The 15359-nt window shown below is 63.0% G+C and carries 16 protein-coding genes and 1 pseudogene; 4 read left to right on the top strand and 13 right to left on the bottom strand.

Annotated features, from left to right (window positions below; translation table 11 throughout):
* Entirely contained in the window at positions 1–588 is a 588-nt protein-coding gene (locus tag B2U07_RS06235) for an NAD(P)H-dependent oxidoreductase (protein ID WP_275545780.1), read from the bottom strand.
* A 153-nt stretch (positions 589–741) separates the two neighbouring features.
* Between B2U07_RS06235 and B2U07_RS06230 the strand changes: the two genes are divergently transcribed.
* Both B2U07_RS06230 and B2U07_RS06225 read left to right on the top strand, forming a co-directional pair.
* Complete coding sequence (locus tag B2U07_RS06230; protein ID WP_275545779.1) at positions 742–1038, top strand: putative quinol monooxygenase; 297 nt, start codon at positions 742–744, stop codon at positions 1036–1038.
* A 119-nt stretch (positions 1039–1157) separates the two neighbouring features.
* Positions 1158–2471, top strand: coding sequence for a PAS domain-containing methyl-accepting chemotaxis protein (locus B2U07_RS06225; protein ID WP_275545778.1), 1314 nt, complete (start codon positions 1158–1160; stop codon positions 2469–2471).
* Here B2U07_RS06225 and B2U07_RS23060 read toward each other — a convergent pair.
* From B2U07_RS23060 to B2U07_RS06215, 3 genes and pseudogenes are all read right to left on the bottom strand, one after another.
* Positions 2468–2890 (bottom strand): CZB domain-containing protein, encoded by a 423-nt coding sequence (locus B2U07_RS23060; RefSeq protein WP_419096327.1) that lies wholly within the window; start codon positions 2888–2890, stop codon positions 2468–2470. The two genes, B2U07_RS06225 and B2U07_RS23060, sit on opposite strands and share 4 nt — an antisense overlap.
* A 42-nt stretch (positions 2891–2932) precedes the next feature.
* A pseudogene (locus B2U07_RS23055) lies at positions 2933–3268 on the bottom strand (methyl-accepting chemotaxis protein); the annotation flags it as partial.
* A 513-nt stretch (positions 3269–3781) separates the two neighbouring features.
* Complete coding sequence (locus B2U07_RS06215; RefSeq protein WP_275545776.1) at positions 3782–5791, bottom strand: peptidase U32 family protein; 2010 nt, start codon at positions 5789–5791, stop codon at positions 3782–3784.
* 497 nt (positions 5792–6288) lie between these two features.
* Between B2U07_RS06215 and B2U07_RS06210 the strand changes: the two genes are divergently transcribed.
* Positions 6289–6933: a YecA family protein gene (locus B2U07_RS06210; protein WP_275545775.1), complete on the top strand. Its 645-nt coding sequence runs from the start codon at positions 6289–6291 to the stop codon at positions 6931–6933.
* Positions 6934–7008: 75 nt separating this feature from the next.
* Here B2U07_RS06210 and B2U07_RS06205 read toward each other — a convergent pair whose 3' ends face one another.
* From B2U07_RS06205 to B2U07_RS06195, 3 genes are all read right to left on the bottom strand, one after another.
* The gene (locus B2U07_RS06205) at positions 7009–7830 is read right to left on the bottom strand and encodes an HDOD domain-containing protein (RefSeq protein WP_275545774.1); all 822 of its coding nucleotides are present in this window, start codon (positions 7828–7830) and stop codon (positions 7009–7011) included.
* A gap of 186 nt (positions 7831–8016) precedes the next feature.
* Complete coding sequence (eco, locus tag B2U07_RS06200; protein ID WP_275545773.1) at positions 8017–8493, bottom strand: serine protease inhibitor ecotin; 477 nt, start codon at positions 8491–8493, stop codon at positions 8017–8019.
* Positions 8494–8607: 114 nt separating this feature from the next.
* Positions 8608–9585 (bottom strand): LysR family transcriptional regulator, encoded by a 978-nt coding sequence (locus B2U07_RS06195; RefSeq protein WP_275545772.1) that lies wholly within the window; start codon positions 9583–9585, stop codon positions 8608–8610.
* Between the two features lie 102 nt (positions 9586–9687).
* On the opposite strand from B2U07_RS06195, the gene B2U07_RS06190 reads away from it, so the two are divergent.
* Positions 9688–9957: a DUF2798 domain-containing protein gene (locus B2U07_RS06190; protein WP_275545771.1), complete on the top strand. Its 270-nt coding sequence runs from the start codon at positions 9688–9690 to the stop codon at positions 9955–9957.
* A 28-nt stretch (positions 9958–9985) separates the two neighbouring features.
* Here B2U07_RS06190 and B2U07_RS06185 read toward each other — a convergent pair whose 3' ends face one another.
* The 6 genes from B2U07_RS06185 to B2U07_RS06160 form a co-directional block, all read right to left on the bottom strand.
* Positions 9986–10648, bottom strand: coding sequence for a cytochrome c oxidase assembly protein (locus tag B2U07_RS06185; RefSeq protein WP_275545770.1), 663 nt, complete (start codon positions 10646–10648; stop codon positions 9986–9988).
* A complete protein-coding gene (locus tag B2U07_RS06180) occupies positions 10638–11228 on the bottom strand; it encodes an SCO family protein (protein ID WP_275545769.1) in 591 nt (196 codons plus the stop codon). Before B2U07_RS06180 ends, B2U07_RS06185 begins: the two co-directional genes overlap by 11 nt.
* A gap of 223 nt (positions 11229–11451) precedes the next feature.
* On the bottom strand, positions 11452–11799 hold the full coding sequence (locus B2U07_RS06175; protein ID WP_013716543.1) for a cupin domain-containing protein: 348 nt from the start codon (positions 11797–11799) through the stop codon (positions 11452–11454).
* Positions 11800–12009: 210 nt separating this feature from the next.
* Positions 12010–12450 carry a phage infection protein gene (locus B2U07_RS06170; protein ID WP_275545768.1) on the bottom strand — a complete coding sequence of 147 codons (441 nt, stop codon included), beginning with the start codon at positions 12448–12450 and terminating at the stop codon, positions 12010–12012.
* 190 nt (positions 12451–12640) lie between these two features.
* Complete coding sequence (locus tag B2U07_RS06165; RefSeq protein ID WP_275545767.1) at positions 12641–13732, bottom strand: SMP-30/gluconolactonase/LRE family protein; 1092 nt, start codon at positions 13730–13732, stop codon at positions 12641–12643.
* 186 nt (positions 13733–13918) lie between these two features.
* Positions 13919–15229, bottom strand: a complete 1311-nt coding sequence (locus B2U07_RS06160) for a methyl-accepting chemotaxis protein (RefSeq protein WP_275545766.1) — start codon at positions 15227–15229, stop codon at positions 13919–13921.
* Positions 15230–15359: the final 130 nt, after the last annotated feature.

The following is a 15359-nucleotide window of genomic DNA, read 5'->3' as shown; positions in this document are numbered from 1 at the left end:
TCAGTTGACGCCGAACACCTTGGCCAGGTGCTGCTCGTAGCGCTCCACATCGCGCTCGACGTTCGGCACCTTCATCACGTCGTTGCACAGGAACGTGGGCAGGCCGCTCATGCCGAGGAACTCGTTGGCCTTGTGGAAGGGGAAGTACACCGCGTCCACGCCCTTGCCCTCGAAAAAATCGCTGGGGTCTTCGAAGGCCTGCAGCGGCGCGTTCCAGGTCAGCGACAGCATGTATTGCTTACCCTGGATCAGCCCGCCGCTGCCGTACTTCTGCGACGCATCGGAGCGCGTACGGCCGTCATTGGCGTAGAGGCTGCCGTGGCCGGCGGTGAACACCTCATCAAGGTACTTCTTCACCGTCCATGGGGCGCCCATCCACCAGCCGGGCATCTGGTAGATCACCACGTCGGCCCAGAGGATTTTCTGCACTTCATCCTCGACGTCGTAGCCGCCATCGATGAAGGTGGTCTTGATGTCGAAACCGGCGCGGTCGAGGAAGGCCACGGCAGCATCGTGCAGCGTGGCGTTGTACTGGCCGTCGGAATGGGCGAAGGCTTTGCCGCCGTTGAGCAGGAGGATCTTTTTCATCGGGGGTTCTCCAAAAAATGTGGCGGCAGGTTAACGAGCCCCACGCGGGCGAAACACCCCGGAACGCTCAAATTATTGTTGACTGAAAGTCATGAAAGTTAATTTCAATCCTGCGTTAAGGTGAAGCATCTTCATTCTCACGAGACCTTCGTCATGCACGCCTTCATCCTCCACGCTCATACCAGGCCCGAGCAGGCCGAGGCCTTCGAGCAACTGTTTCGCGCCTACATCGAACCCAGCCGCGCTGAGCCTGGCTGCGTCGAATATCACATGCTGCGCGATGCGCTTGATCCGACACTGTTCATCTTCTACGAGGTGTGGGCATCGCGGGAGGCACTGGCGGAGCACACGGCCCTGCCACACATGCGTGAGTTTCATGACAAACGCATGGACTACCTGCGCCACGATTTCGAGATTCGCGAAATCGTCATGCTCAGCCCGGCGGGTTGATCCAGCTGCGCCTACGCTGGCGCCTTTCACCGTCCGCCTTCTATGCTTGCGCTGAAGCTGGCCTGGCTTGACGCCGGGGACAGTCGACCATCTGGAGAACGACTGCTTGGAGAAGGCGCATGTTCGCTAATCGATTGAAGAAGGAGCTGCAGGAGAAAGAGGCCGAGCTGTCGTTGTACAAGCAGCTCTACGAAGGCATCCGGGCGCAGAAGATCATGGTGTCGATCGATCCCGAGAGGCGGATCGTCGACCTGAACGACAAGTTCGCCCGTTTCGTCGGCTATGCACCTGAGCAGCTGAAAGGTCGCCCGCTCAGCGACATCGTGCCGGCTTACGTCAAGGATCTACCATGCTTCAAGAACCTCAGCACCGCGATCAGCTTGGGTGAGTCGGTCAGCGATCGTTATCGTTTCCTGCGGAGCGATGGTGCGCTGGTGTGGGTGCAGGCCTCGTGGATGCCGCTGGCCGACGAGCGCGGCGTTGTGCGGCAGATCCAGTGCATCGGCAGCGAGGTGACCGAGAGCATGAACAAGGCGCGTGAGAACGAAGACTTTATCAACGCGCTGCTGCGCTCCACCGCGGTGATCGAATTCGATCTTCAAGGCCAGGTGCTCACCGCCAACCAGCAATTTCTCGATGCCATGGGCTACAGCCTGGAACGGATCAAGGGCCAGCATCACCGGATCTTCTGTGAGCCGCAGGAGGCGTCGTCCAGCGAGTACGCCCACTTCTGGGAGCGGCTCAACCGTGGCGAGTTCGTCGCCGGGCGTTTCAAACGGGTGGATAGCCACGGTCGGGCCGTCTGGCTGGAGGCCACCTACAACCCGGTGCACGACACGCAGAACCGCCTGTACAAGGTGGTCAAGTTCGCCACCGTGATCACCGAGCAGGTCAACCGCGAGGAGGAGGTCAACGATGCCGCCGACACCGCCTACGGCATCTCTCAGCGCACCGATACCACCGCGCAGCAGGGCGCCCAGGTGGTGACCGAGACGGTGCAGACCATGCAGCGTATCGCCCAGGAGATGACGTCGGCATCCGAAGGGATCGAAGCCCTCGGCAAGCAATCAGTGCTGATCAGCACCATGGTGCAGACCATCGGCGGCATCGCCCAGCAGACCAACCTGCTGGCGCTCAATGCCGCCATCGAGGCTGCGCGGGCGGGCGAGCAGGGACGCGGCTTCGCCGTGGTGGCTGATGAGGTGCGTCAGTTGGCCAGCCGCACCAGCAAGGCCACCGAGGAGATCGTCGGAGTCGTGCAGGACAACCAGCGGCTGGTGGATGCCGCCGTGCGCGATATGGCCAGCAGTCGCGCCCAGGCCGAAACCGGGTTGGCCCTGGCCAACCAGGCGGGCGACGTGATCGTCGAAATTCGCCAGGGCGCCAAGCAGGTTCTCGGCGCAGTGGAGCGATTCGCCCGGCAGTTGCATTAGGCCGGTACAGCCCGCAGACGCGGGCGCTCCACTGGCGTCGTCAGGCCCTTGTCGTGCTCGTCGAGCACCTTCCTGACGATACGCATCACCTCGACGTTGGCGTCCTCCATGGTGGCCAGGTTGTCCAACGTCTCTTGCAGCCGACCTTCGGCGAAGGCAGTGATGGCCTGCGCGCCGCACTGGTGAACCAGCTCGTGCGGATGTTCGATCTGGCGGAACTCGCGGTTGCCCTGCAGCGCCGCGTTGCCTTCGCCGTAGTACCAGCGCCCGAACAGGCACTGCTCTTCGCTGGGCAGGTCGCGGGCATTGCCCTTGCCGTTGAGAATCGCCTGGTAGACCGAGGCCTTGAGCGACAGCTCGGCGAGGTTGGCCAGCTCGATGCCGGAGCGGAAGAACGACTGGCTGATCTCATGGTGCATGCGCTGCGCCTGGCCGTGAACGTTAAGCATGGCGCCGCTGGCTTCGGTGGTCATGGCTTGGAAATGACCGGCGCTGCCGGCGTGTTGCTGAATTTCCTGCTGGGCGGCATGGATCACGCTCTGGATATCTGCCGTCTCGCGAACGATGTCCTGAGTAGCGCTGGCTGTCTTCTCCGCCAGATCGCGGATTTCACCAGCGACCACGGCGAAGCCGCGACCGGATTCCCCTGCGCGCGCCGCCTCAATGGCGGCATTGAGTGCCAGCAGGTTGGTCTGGCTGGCGATACTGCCGATAAGGCCGACGATGCGGTCGATTTCACTGGCGCGCTTGACCAGTTCCGATATGCGCTGATTCAGGCTGGCCAGGCCGTCCTCCATGCGTTGCGACTCCTCTTGCAACTGGCCGAACTTGAGTTTGTTCTGAATCGCGGCATTGGCCACGTCCTGGGCGCGGCGATTGTTCTCATCGAGACGCGCATTGAGATAACTGAAGGAGTCGCCAACATGCTCGATGGATAGGCCGAACTTGAGCAGATTACCCGCCAGCCCCTGGTAGAAGCTCAGGTCGCTCTGCAGCCGGGTGTCTTCCTGGCTGGCCTGCAATGCGCTGCGCAGATGTTGGGTTTCCTGCTCACTGGCGGTGAGGCGAGCGAGTAGGGCCTGATGGTCGGCTTCGAGGCTGCGATGGCGTTTGGCGCTGACGAAAAACATGGCGGTATCCGGCACGAAAGGAAGAGGTCACGGAGGACATTTCAGGTTTCGTGCCAGCACCTGGCTTCTTGAAAATCAACGGCTTAGCGTTGCGAAGTCACTATGACTTGATGTCAAACTGACATGTCGTGGTGTTAATGACCTGATGTAGCACCGGCCTGTCGCCAGGCCGGCAAGGTGTCAATGACTGTAGCCCGGCTTCTGGCGAATGGTCTTGAGCAGGTCGTCCGGGCTTATATGACCGACCACCTGGGTGGCGGCGCTGCCTGGCTGCGGTAGGTCGAGGATGTGGCCCTTCATCTTGCCGATCACGTGCATCTCGCACGGTTTGCAATCGAACTTCAGGGTCAGCACTTCGTCGCCGTGTACCAGTTGCATCGGCGCCACCTTGGTGCGCACGCCGGTCACGCCCTTGGCCTGCTTGGGGCACAGGTTGAAGGAAAAACGCAGGCAGTGCTTGGTGATCATCACTGGCACCTCGCCTTCTTCTTCGTGGGCCTCGTAAGCAGCGTCGATCAGTTGTACGCCGTGGCGGTGGTAGAACTCGCGGGCCTTGTGGTTGTACACGTTGGCCAGGAACGACAGGTGCGACTCGGGGTACACCGGCGGCGGGTTGCTCTCGGCCTTGCGGCGGCCGCGCGGGTGGGCCGCGACGCGGGCTTCGGTCAGCGCCTCGATGGCCTCGCGGCGCAGGCTTTTCAGCTGCGAGTTAGGCACGAAGAACGCCTGCGGTGCATCCAGGGTGACGCCTTGGGCGTGGTAGATGGTGGTGCCGAGCTGGGTGAGCAGGTCGCGCAGGCCGTCGAGCGCCTGTTCCGGCTTGTTGGCCACGCCGAACGGGCCGGGCAGGGCGACGTCGACGCTGATGCCTTCTTCGCTTGTGGCGGTGAGCTTGAGGGCGTCTTCACGCAACTCGGCCTTCCAGCTCACGCCGATGCGTCGTTCTGCCGAGGTTTTCTGCAGCGCCTGTTGCCAGTTATGGTCGAGGTTGCGCGAGAGCGGGTGATTCGGGCGCAGGCGGAACAGGCCTTCGGGCATCTCGTTGGGTTCAACGCGATAGCGGTAGCGCTTCTCGCCATCCTCTTCGAACTCACCTTTCAACTCAGCGATATTGGCGCGGAAACCGACGACTTCGCGCTTGACCAGCACGTTGAGGCCGTCGCCGTTGGACAGCGGTTCATGGGTGACGGCGATCAGGTCGCGCTTGCCCACCTTTTCGACGTGGCCGACAGCGAGCCCGGTAAAGGTCGGCGAGTCGAAGGCGCCGATGTCCACCTTGCGCTCGGTGACGAAGTAGTCGGTGCTGCCGCGGTGGAAGGTCTTGTCCGGATCTGGCACGAAGAAGTGCGCGGTGCGGCCGCTGGAGGCGCGGGCGAGATACGGGCGGTCTTCGAGAATCGCGTCGAGTTCGCGGCGGTAGTGAGCGGTGATGTTCTTCACGTAGGCCACATCCTTGTAGCGGCCCTCGATCTTGAACGAGCGCACACCCGCCTCGACCAGGGCGCGCAGGTTGGCGCTCTGGTTGTTGTCCTTCATCGACAGCAGGTGTTTCTCGAAGGCGATCACGCCGCCTTTTTCATCCTTGAGTGTGTAGGGCAGGCGGCAGGCCTGAGAGCAGTCGCCGCGGTTGGCGCTGCGCCCGGTCTGCGCGTGAGAGATGTTGCACTGCCCGGAGAAGGCCACGCACAGCGCGCCGTGGATGAAGAATTCGATGGCGGCATCGGTTTCATCGGCGATGGCACGGATTTCCTGCAGGTTCAGCTCGCGGGCCAGCACCAGTTGGGAGAAGCCAGCCTGGTCGAGAAACTTGGCGCGGCCCAGGGTGCGGATATCGGTCTGGGTACTGGCGTGCAGCTCGATGGGCGGAATGTCCAGGTCCAGCACACCCAGGTCTTGCACGATCAACGCGTCCACGCCGGCATCGTAGAGTTGATGGATCAGCGCGCGCGCCGGCTCCAGCTCGTCGTCATGCAGGATGGTATTGATGGTGGTGAAGATGCGCGCGTGGTAGCGGCGGGCGAATTCCACCAGTCTGGCGATATCGCTCACCTCGTTGCAGGCGTTGTGCCGCGCGCCGAAGCTCGGGCCGCCGATGTAGACGGCGTCGGCGCCATGCAGGATGGCCTCGCGGGCGATCTCGACGTCGCGGGCAGGGCTGAGCAGTTCCAGGTGGTTCTTGGGCAAGGACATGGTTCTTTCTTTATCAGGCGGCACGGGCAAGCTGCGCATTGTAGCGGCAGCCCGTGGCATCGGCACCCGTCCCGACGAGCGTACCTGCGACGAAGCCTGGAAACGGCCTCTATTGGGAAGGAGCGAATTTATTCGCGATCATCGTCGTGTGCCCAAGCCTTCGCGAATAAATTCGCTCCTACCGGTCATGCGTCCCGGTGTCCTGCGCGCAGAAGAGGCCTTTTGCAGGCTGGAAAGGTCGAATGCAATCAGGCCTCCGGGGCGAAGGCAGCCAAGCGCCTGCGGCCCTCAGTGAACAGCATTACCCATGTAGGAGCGAATTTATTCGCGATCATGGGCGGGCATGGAGCTAAAGCCTATCGCGAATAAATTCGCTCCTACGGGTATGTTGGGGCTGCAAATTCTGGCGCTTCCAGGCCGGCAGGGCCGGCGGTCAGGCTGTTTCGCGACGGCCAACTGTGGGACAGTAGCGCCCTTTTTCAGCGGGAGGCGTGGCGATGGACAACAGAGGGTTGGAGAAGCTCGATCAGTGGCTGCTCAAGTACGGCAACGATGACTCGATCCTCTCTGCCAGCGAACTGGACGGCTATTTCGCCGCCATTGTCTCTGCGCCGCGCCAGGTCGCGCCGGCCGTCTGGTATTCGGCGATCTGGGCCGACCAGCCACCGCAATGGCCGAGCGACAAGGACGGCGAGCGCTTCATGAAGCTGGCGGTGGAGCTGATGAGCGAAGCCACCTACATGCTCAGCGAAGAGCCGGACGACTACGAGGCGATCTTCCTCGCCGACGACAACGGCAAGGGCGAAAAACTGATCGTTTCCGAATGGTGCGCCGGCTACCTGCGAGGCGCGGCGGTAGCCGGCTGGCTGGAAGCCTCGCTACCCGACTCGGTCGCGGCAGCGCTGGCGTTGATCACCCTGCACGGCGACGAAAGCGGCACCGAGACGCTCAAGGCCATGTCCGACGCGGAATATGACGTCAGCACGGCGCTGATCGAGCCGGCTGCTGTCGAGCTCTACGAGTACTGGCAGCAGAACCTCGAGCCGGTGCTGCCGGTGCGCCGTGACGACACCAAGGTGGGTCGCAATGACCCTTGCACCTGTGGCAGTGGCAAGAAATACAAGCAGTGCTGCATGCGCTGACTCTCTCTGCCGCAGCCGGCCGGCTTGGGTTCGATACCTGCGCCAGCCGGCGGCTGCATGGCCGGGTGATGCCGCTCAGCTGAGCAGTTCGGCAAACGCCTTGTCCGCCTCCAGCACCGCCGGCAGCGCCTCGAACAGCTTGTCCAGGTCGACCTCTTCGAACAACGGGCCTTCCAGGCTCTGTCTGGCCTGCTCGTTGACACCGTGCGAGTCGATGCATTCGGCCACGGTCACCGACTGGGCCAGCAGGCGCGCATAGCGACTGTCACCGGGCGACTGGGTTGGACGCGCCTGATAGGCGATGGCGTGCTGGATCAGTGCCGGCAACTGCCAGCGCCGCGTCAGTTCGGCGCCGACCTCGGGGTAACCGAAGCCCAGTTGCAGGGTCTCCTCGGCGGCGTGGGCAGCTGCCTCGCGTTTCGGGTGACGGTTCATGCGCCGGGCGAAATCCGGCGCGCCGGTCTGGATCAGCAACTCGCCAATGTTGTGCATCATGCCGCAGGTGAAGGCCGCGTCGGTGTCCAGCTTTAACTGCTTGGCCAGGCAGCGGGCGATACTGGCGACGCGGAAGCTGCGAATCCAGAACCCCTTGAGGTCGAAGCCGGTGTCGGTCTTGAACGCGCCCGTCATGGCCGAGGCAAGCACCAGCGTACGCAGGGTGTTGAAGCCCAGGCGCATGGCGGCGTCCTCAACGCTCACCGCTTCGCGCGCGCCGCGAAAACGGGGCGAGTTGGCCAGGCGCAATACCTTGGCGGCGATAACCGGGTCACGCTCGATGTTGCGCGCCACGCTTTCCAGGCTGGAGGAGGGGTTGTCGAACTGTTGGATCAGCTCCTGCGCGACCTTCGGAATGCTGGGCAGGGTGTGCAGTTGGGCAAAGAGACTTTCGATATCCATGTTGGCTCCGGTGGCTACGGGCGCGGCTCTGGCGCTCGGTGAGAAGGTGCTCTTTGAGCATAGTCGCGCCGGCCATCGCATCCAGTCTCACAGCCGCTTGCTAGAGCTTTTTTCACCGCCCGGCCCGCTCTCGCACAAGCGCCACGAAGCACCGGCCGTTCACGGCCGGTGCGGCAGGGCTCGACGTTACTGACGCGGCGCCACACTGCTCTCGCCGGAAGCCGACCACAGGCGATAGCGCACCTCGATATCGTCCGGCGCGTAGATCACCAGCGGCAGCTTGCTGTTGTAGCGCACCAACTGCGGCTCGCCGCCGACGCGTACGAATGCCTGCTTGCGGCTGCCGTCCGGGCAGGCCATCAGCGTGCTAACAGCCGGGCCGACCTGGCCCAGTTCGTAATAGCTGTAGCCCCAGCCTTCCACGGTCTTTTCCTGCCACTGGCCGCCCAGGCGGTGTTGGTTGCAGTCCACTTCCAGCGTCTTGCCGGCGATGATCTCCACCCTGTACTCGGCTTCGTTGGCTTGCGCCGGCAGCTCGATCACATGGCGGCTATAGCCTTCGCCGGCTGCAGGGTAGGGTTTCAGCGACTCGGGGGTGGCGGCGCAGGCCGCCAGCGGCAGCGCGCAGGCGAGGGTGAACAACGGCAGTTTGAGTCGGTTCATGATTATTCCTTGCTGAAAGGCCTTTTGAGCCATCCGTGATTGGGAAGACGCCGGATCGGCGGAACAGCACAGACCCTTCTCGATAGGCCAGGTTCCCGCGCTTTGCAAGCGGCCTCAGGTGCCATGCCAGGGCGCCTCGGCGGAAGGCTGCAAATCGGCGGGCAGGGCGTGCTGCAGGTAATCCATGAACAGACGCACCTTGGGCGTCAGCTCGTAGCGGTCACGCACGCACAGGTAATAGTCCAGCGGAGCGCTGGTGGCCCGGCTGAGGGTGGGTGTGGCCGAGGAGAACAGTTCGACCAGTTCGCCGCGGGCCAGGTAGGGATCGGCGACGAAGGACGCCAGCCGGGTGATACCCCCGCCTGCCGCGGCGCACTGGGCGAGGGCATCGATGTCGTTGCTGCTCATGCCGACCCTGACCTGGGCATCGAAATGCACGCCTTCGCGCACGAAGCCCCAGCGCAGGAAGCGCCCGTCGGTAGCGAAGCGAAACAGCAGGCAGTCATGGTCGCGCAATTGCTCTGGCTCGCTGGGGCGCCCGGCACGTTCCAAATATTCCGGCGCCGCGCAGAAGCGCGTCTGCGCCGTGGCGATGCGCCTGGCCACCAGGCCGTCCTGCAACTGCTGGGCGATATGGATGCTGAGGTCCACGCCCTCCTGGACGTGATCGACGACGGCATCGGTGGTCAGCAGTTCGCAGCGGATGCGCGGGTGCTGCGCCATGAAGCCGGGAATCAGCGGGGCCAGCACGTGACGACCGAACGCGGCGCTGGCAGCGATGCGCAACTGGCCACGCGGTTGATCCTGCAGGTCGGCGACGGCGGCGCGGGCCAGCTCCAGCTCCTGAAGCACCGCTTGCACGCGCTCGAAGTACAGCGCACCGGCGTCGGTCAGTGCCAGGCTACGGGTGGTGCGGGTGAGCAGGCGCAGCCCCAGGCTCTGTTCCAGGCGGGCGATGTTCTGGCTCGCGGCGGCTGCGCTGATGCCCAGCAGGCGCGCGCCAGCAGCGATGCTGCCGCTCTCCACGGCCTTCACGAAGCTCTCCAGGCCGCGCAGGGTGTCCGTGCTTTTGCTTTCCAATGCGTCATCCATTCGTAAGTTGAGCTTGATACTCAACTTACCTTTCGCCCTCTACCGTCGCAATCGCCTTCGTCGTTAGAGTGCGCTGCACTTTCATCGACCAGAGAAACCAATATGTCCGATCTCGAACTCGCGCCAGGCGTCACGCGCAATTGGAAACTGCCTGCGCGCGCCATGCCCGTGGCCTTTGCCTTTTTCATGTCGGGCATCATGGCCATGCTCATGTCGCTGGTAATTACCGCTGCAAACCGCGGTATCGGCGAGGGTTACGTGCAGGCGGTGCTGAGCGCCTACAGCCTGGCGATGCCGGTGGCGTTCGTCTGTGTGATGCTGGTGCGGCCGATCGTGCTCAAACTGGTGAGCCTGACCGTACGCTCGCCGTGAAAGACATGATGGCGGCCTGCAGGCGTCACTAACGGGCGGGCCCTTGCTCGTCGGCGATCAGGGGCTCGTCATCCCTGAGCAAGCGACCTGCCAGCGCCAGCGTGGCGCCGAGATAGACCACCGCACTCCAGCCCGCCATCAGCATGCCGCCCAGGCGCTGATCGTCCAGGGCCTGCAGGCCGAAAGCGCCCAGGCAAAGCTCGGGAGGATAGATGAGCTGGGGCGCCATGATCAGCACCAGACCCAGCATGGTCATATGGGCGAACGTCAGGAAAAAGCCGCACAGCGTCAGCACCAGCCCCTGCTGTGAGCGCCTGGCGAAACCCAGTAACCAGATGGCCAGGCCAACGGCAAGGAAGCTGACCTGCTGCAGGACGAAAAGGGAAGTGTGCAGCGCGGCGGCTTCATGCAGCGCCGGCAGATGCCAACCCCATACCACCAGCAACTCGGCGAGGAAGGCCAGGCTCAGCCAGGTCGCGCTGGCGTAGCGGTCGAGGCACAGCCCGGCGCGCGCAAGGCCGATGGCCAGCAGCGGGGCAGCGAGCGCCACGACGCCCAGGTGCAGCATCATGTGCAGCGAGAACGCCGTGCGGCTCATGGCAGGCAACGGGCCCAGCCAGAGCACCGCCAGTACCAGCAGGCCCAGGTACAGGGGCCAGTTAGGTGATGTTTCGGCGCTTTCAGTCCGCATCGAGGTAGTCACCGATACTGCTTGCCAGGTGCTCGGGCGTGACGTTCTGTGCGAACAGTTCAACCAGGCGTCCGTCAGGAGCCACCAGGTAGAGGCTGGTGGTGTGATCGAGCAGGTAGGTACCGCTGCCCTCGCGCCGCGACACATATACCCCATAGGCGTCGGCGGCCTGCATGACCTGCCCGACGCTACCGCTCAGGCCGAGAATGCGCGGGTCGAAGAAACCCGTATAGCGCTGCAGAAGCTGCGGGCTGTCGCGTTCCGGGTCTAGGGTGATGAACAGGGGTTGCACGTGTTGGCTGCGTGGCCCGAGCTTGTCCAGCGTCTTGGCGACCGTGGCCAGGGTGGTCGGGCATACGTCCGGGCAATGGGTGAAGCCAAAGGACAGCAGGAGCCAGCGTTCGGCAAAACTGTTCTGGTCAAGGAGTCGGCCCTGATGATCGACCAACTCGAATGCCCCGGCGACTTCCCCGACCAGTGCCGCCGGTGGTACGGCGGCCGGCCAGAACCTGTAGGCCAGCGGCAACCCCGCCAGCAGCAGGCCGATGCAAATTGCCGTGCCCCATAATGATCGCCTCATCCTGCCCTCTCGCATGCATCCCGATCTCTAAAGACCCGCAATCGGCCATTGGGTGCCCGAAATATCTGTCGTTTGCATGATGGCCGGGCATGCTCGGCTCGAAGAGCTCGATGCTGGCGGATGAGGCAGGGCTGAATGCCTGGGAGGGGCGGTATTGCTCGTACTCAATGGCGGACGAGTTGGTGGGCGCCATGTCGGCGCGCACCGTACTGAGGTGCAGCGATCAGGCGAAAACGAAGTACTTGCGTACGGTCTCGACCACTTCCCAGGTGCCCTTCATGCCGGGCTCGACCACGAAGATATCGCCAGCCTTGAGGTGAATCGGCTCCATGCCGTCCGGGGTGATGATGCAGTAGCCTTCTTGGAAGTGGCAGTACTCCCACTTCACGTACTCCACGCGCCATTTGCCGGGCGTGCAGATCCAGGTTCCCATGATCTTGCTGCCATCGTCGGAGGTGTAGGCGTTGAGGTTGACGGTGTGCGGGTCACCTTCGATGCGCTCCCACTTGCAGGCATCGACGACGGGCATCGGCTGGGTATCGCGCAGTACGGTGATCGGTTTGTTGGCCATGTGGCGCTCCGGTGTCGGTCAGAAAGGGCCTTTACCATAGAGCGGGGGCGCAGCGGTCGGTTGCCGGGGCGCGACACGGGGCTATTCATTCGCGCTGTGCGTGCGGGACCTTCAGGGCCGTAAAGAACAAGGCCGGCTTATCAGGCCGGCCTTGCGGGGCTGCGCTTGCCATCGAGTCATACGACGTTCTCGATCAGTGGTGGAAGTGGATCAGGCAGTGCGGTTCTGGATCAGGCGATCGGAACCACCCTCGGCGACGCGATTCTGGATCAGGCGATCGGAGCCACCCTCGGCGACGCGGTTCTGGATCAGACGATCGGAGCCACCTTCGGCGACGCGGTTCTGGATTAGGCGATCGGAGCCACCTTCGGCGATGCGGCTTTCGATCAGGCGATCAGAGCCGCCTTCGGCGATGCGGCTCTCGATCAGACGGTCGGAACCACCTTCGGCGATGCGGTTCTGAATCAGGCGATCGGAGCCACCTTCGGCGACGCGGTTCTGGATCAGACGGTCGGAACCACCTTCGGCGATGCGGCTCTCGATCAGGCGATCGGAACCACCTTCGGCAACGATGGGTTGGGCGGAAGAAGCGGCGAATACGTTGGCTGCCAGTACGGAGAAAGCGAAGCTGAGGATGAGTTGGCGTTTCATTGTGTCGTGCTCCAGCAGGGTTGTGGTCGGGTCTGGAGCAGATGTTACGCATTGGATTTTTTCAGAGAACTTCATTGGCATGATGGTGAACATCGATGCCGCTGATGCTTGCTGAAACGCGCGAAATAGAGTGTTCAAAGCCGTCTGGAAGGGGAAGCAGGCCACGGCCGGATCGGCCGTGGCGCAGTCGTCACTGGACGAAGGTGGCACCGCGTGCGTTGATGAACAGCGAATAGATGCCATGGCTGCTGGCCATGAACAGGCGATTGCCTTTCTCGCCGCCAAAGCACAGGTTGGCGCAGCGCTCCGGCAGGCTGATATGGCCGATGGCCTTGCCCTGCGGGTTGAACACGCGCACGCCATCGAGTTTTTCCGGGTCGCTGTCGGCCGAGCCGTTGCTGCCCCAGCCGCACCACAGGTTGCCAAACTCGTCGCACTTGATGCCATCCAGCGCGCCGGTGTCGGTGGCTTCGATGTGTTTGCGGCGTTGACCGAGGCTGCCGTCGTCGTTCACCTGATATGCCCATACCAGGCGATGCGGCTTGGCGCGACCCTCGACGATGTACAGGGTCTTCTCGTCCGGCGAGAAGCACAGGCCGTTGGGGCCGGCCAGATCGTCGATCACACGGGTGACCTGCTGCGTCTCGCCGTCGATGCGGTAGACGCCATGGGGCAGCTCCGGCTCGATCTTGTAACCCTCGTAGAAGTTACCGGTCTGGAAGGGCGGGTCGGTGAACCAGACCGAGCCGTCGCGCTTGACCACCAGGTCGTTCGGCGAGTTGAAGCGTTTGCCCTCGAAGGTGTCGGCCAGCACGGTGATGCTGCCGTCGTGTTCGGTGCGGGTGATGCGTCGGCCAACGTCCTGGGTGGTCGAGCCTTCGCAAGCGATCAGCCGGCCCTGGCGGTCGCGTACCAGGCCATTGGCATAGTTCGACGGCTGGCGATAGACGGCCAGCGACTGGCTGATTTCGTCCCAGCGCATGATGCGGTTGTTGGGAATGTCGCTAACCAGCAGGTAGCGACCGTCACCGAACCACACCGGACCTTCGGCCCAGCGGATGCCGTCGGCAAGTTTTTCCACGCTGGCGTTGAACAGGCGTAATTGCAGGAAGCTGTCATCCAGCGCCTTCACCGCGCCGGACGGGTAACGCAGATCGAGGGGTTGCGTGGCGTTGGCCAGTTGCGGCAGCAGAGAGGCAGCGCCGGCGGCGGCAGCGGAGCAGACCAGCGATTGCTTGAGAAATTGGCGGCGTGAGCCGACGGGGCGTTGTTCGTCATTCATTGGGAGGTTTCCTTGTTGTTCTTGTTGATAGTGGATGCGACTCAGGAAACTTATACGATGTATGACGACATTGGAAACCCTGTCACCCAACTCGTTCAGGATATTCGTGAATTGGCTTTGGATCGGGCCATTCAGGGTTTCATGGAGGATCAGGTTGTGTGATGACTAAGCGGCGGTATCGTGAGATCACAACTGCGTAGCGAAAATCTCTACCGCCTTGACCACGCGCCGCGCGCCATCCTGGATTTCCTCGATGACCTGGCCAGCCTGGCCCGACAGTTCGAGGCCCAGCTCGGCCTGGCTCTTGCCGCGGTCAATGATCTCTACCGCGCGCTCGGCCAATTGCTGGTTCTGACTGACCACCGAGGTGATTTCCACCGTTGCTGCGCTGGTTCGGGAGGCCAACTGCCGAACCTCATCGGCTACCACCGCGAAGCCGCGCCCCTGGTCACCGGCACGCGCCGCCTCGATGGCCGCGTTCAGCGCCAGCAGGTTGGTCTGGTCGGCGATGCTGCTGATGTTCTTGACGATGGAGCCGATGAGCTGGGATTGCTTGTCCAGCGCCTCGATACCTTGTGCGGCTTCCTGCATGCGCGTGGCCAGTTCGGTCATGGCGTCGAGCATCTGCTGTACCACCGAGGCGCCGTTGCGCGCGCTTTCGTCGGTGCCCTTGGAGGTCTCGAACGCAATGCCGGCGGCCTGGGCCACGGCCTCCTCGCGCTGCACCTGATCGGTGATCACCGTGGCGAACTTGACCACCTTGTACAGCTGGTCGTGGGCGTCGGTGATGGGGTTGTAGGAGGCCTCCAGCCACACGTCGCGGCCGTGGCTATCCAGGCGGCGAAAGCGGTTGACGACGAATTCGCCTCGGCGCAATTGCTCCCAGAACCGTTGGTACTCGAGGGAGTTGTATTCGCTCGGGTCGCAGAATATGCGGTGATGCTTGCCCTGGATCTGCGCCAGGCTATAGCCCATGGAATCGAGAAAGCGCTGGTTGGCGGTCAGCACTTCACCGTTCAGATTGAATTCGATCACCGCGGTGGAGCGCTGCAAGGCCTTGATCAGGTTTTCATGCTCGCGCGAGGTCTCGATGGTGCGGGTCAGGTCGCTGGCATGGATGGAAAAGTAGCGAATACGCCCGCCGCTATCACGCACCGGCTGCAGGATCGAGCGCAGCCAGGCTTCCTCGCCATTGCCGCGCAGCAGGCGGATCACCCCGGCAAGGTGCTCGCCACGCTCCAGCGCCTGGCGCACGCGGTGGTGGAAGTCGAGACTGCGCACATGCTCGGGAATCATTGCCAGCAGGGACTGACCTTGCAGGCGCTGCGGCGTATAGCCCATCTCACCGAGGAAATTGTCGTTGGCGCGCTCGATGCGACCTTGCGGGTCGAGGATCAACACCAGCATTTCCTCTTCCAGGCTGGCGCGCACCTGCTCCACGGAAGAGAGGTCCTCACGCAGTGCCTGCAACTCCTGCTTCAGTCGTCCATTGAACATGTGGGCCATCTCGCTGAGTGTTGACGTCATTGTTTCGGCTGCAAACGTCAGGAGTTTAGCGGGGTCGTAGCCTGTGCAAAAAAGCGAGTAGCGCGGTGATATTTTCCCTATCGGCGCGCGGCTGCGCTTG

The organism is Pseudomonas sp. UBA7530, from assembly GCF_002479365.1.
Lineage (GTDB): Bacteria > Pseudomonadota > Gammaproteobacteria > Pseudomonadales > Pseudomonadaceae > Aquipseudomonas.
This window is presented reverse-complemented; position numbering and strand designations above follow the sequence as displayed.

What these genes read in the sequence shown, in the direction of transcription:
- B2U07_RS06235 (WP_275545780.1), bottom strand. Translation starts at nt 588, where the DNA reads ATGAAAAAGATCCTCCTGCTCAACGGCGGCAAAGCCTTCGCCCATTCC.
- B2U07_RS06230 (WP_275545779.1), top strand. Translation starts at nt 742, where the DNA reads ATGCACGCCTTCATCCTCCACGCTCATACCAGGCCCGAGCAGGCCGAG.
- B2U07_RS06225 (WP_275545778.1), top strand. Translation starts at nt 1,158, where the DNA reads ATGTTCGCTAATCGATTGAAGAAGGAGCTGCAGGAGAAAGAGGCCGAG.
- B2U07_RS23060 (WP_419096327.1), bottom strand. Translation starts at nt 2,890, where the DNA reads ATGCACCATGAGATCAGCCAGTCGTTCTTCCGCTCCGGCATCGAGCTG.
- B2U07_RS06215 (WP_275545776.1), bottom strand. Translation starts at nt 5,791, where the DNA reads ATGTCCTTGCCCAAGAACCACCTGGAACTGCTCAGCCCTGCCCGCGAC.
- B2U07_RS06210 (WP_275545775.1), top strand. Translation starts at nt 6,289, where the DNA reads ATGGACAACAGAGGGTTGGAGAAGCTCGATCAGTGGCTGCTCAAGTAC.
- B2U07_RS06205 (WP_275545774.1), bottom strand. Translation starts at nt 7,830, where the DNA reads ATGGATATCGAAAGTCTCTTTGCCCAACTGCACACCCTGCCCAGCATT.
- eco (WP_275545773.1), bottom strand. Translation starts at nt 8,493, where the DNA reads ATGAACCGACTCAAACTGCCGTTGTTCACCCTCGCCTGCGCGCTGCCG.
- B2U07_RS06195 (WP_275545772.1), bottom strand. Translation starts at nt 9,585, where the DNA reads ATGGATGACGCATTGGAAAGCAAAAGCACGGACACCCTGCGCGGCCTG.
- B2U07_RS06190 (WP_275545771.1), top strand. Translation starts at nt 9,688, where the DNA reads ATGTCCGATCTCGAACTCGCGCCAGGCGTCACGCGCAATTGGAAACTG.
- B2U07_RS06185 (WP_275545770.1), bottom strand. Translation starts at nt 10,648, where the DNA reads ATGCGGACTGAAAGCGCCGAAACATCACCTAACTGGCCCCTGTACCTG.
- B2U07_RS06180 (WP_275545769.1), bottom strand. Translation starts at nt 11,228, where the DNA reads ATGAGGCGATCATTATGGGGCACGGCAATTTGCATCGGCCTGCTGCTG.
- B2U07_RS06175 (WP_013716543.1), bottom strand. Translation starts at nt 11,799, where the DNA reads ATGGCCAACAAACCGATCACCGTACTGCGCGATACCCAGCCGATGCCC.
- B2U07_RS06170 (WP_275545768.1), bottom strand. Translation starts at nt 12,450, where the DNA reads ATGAAACGCCAACTCATCCTCAGCTTCGCTTTCTCCGTACTGGCAGCC.
- B2U07_RS06165 (WP_275545767.1), bottom strand. Translation starts at nt 13,732, where the DNA reads ATGAATGACGAACAACGCCCCGTCGGCTCACGCCGCCAATTTCTCAAG.
- B2U07_RS06160 (WP_275545766.1), bottom strand. Translation starts at nt 15,229, where the DNA reads ATGTTCAATGGACGACTGAAGCAGGAGTTGCAGGCACTGCGTGAGGAC.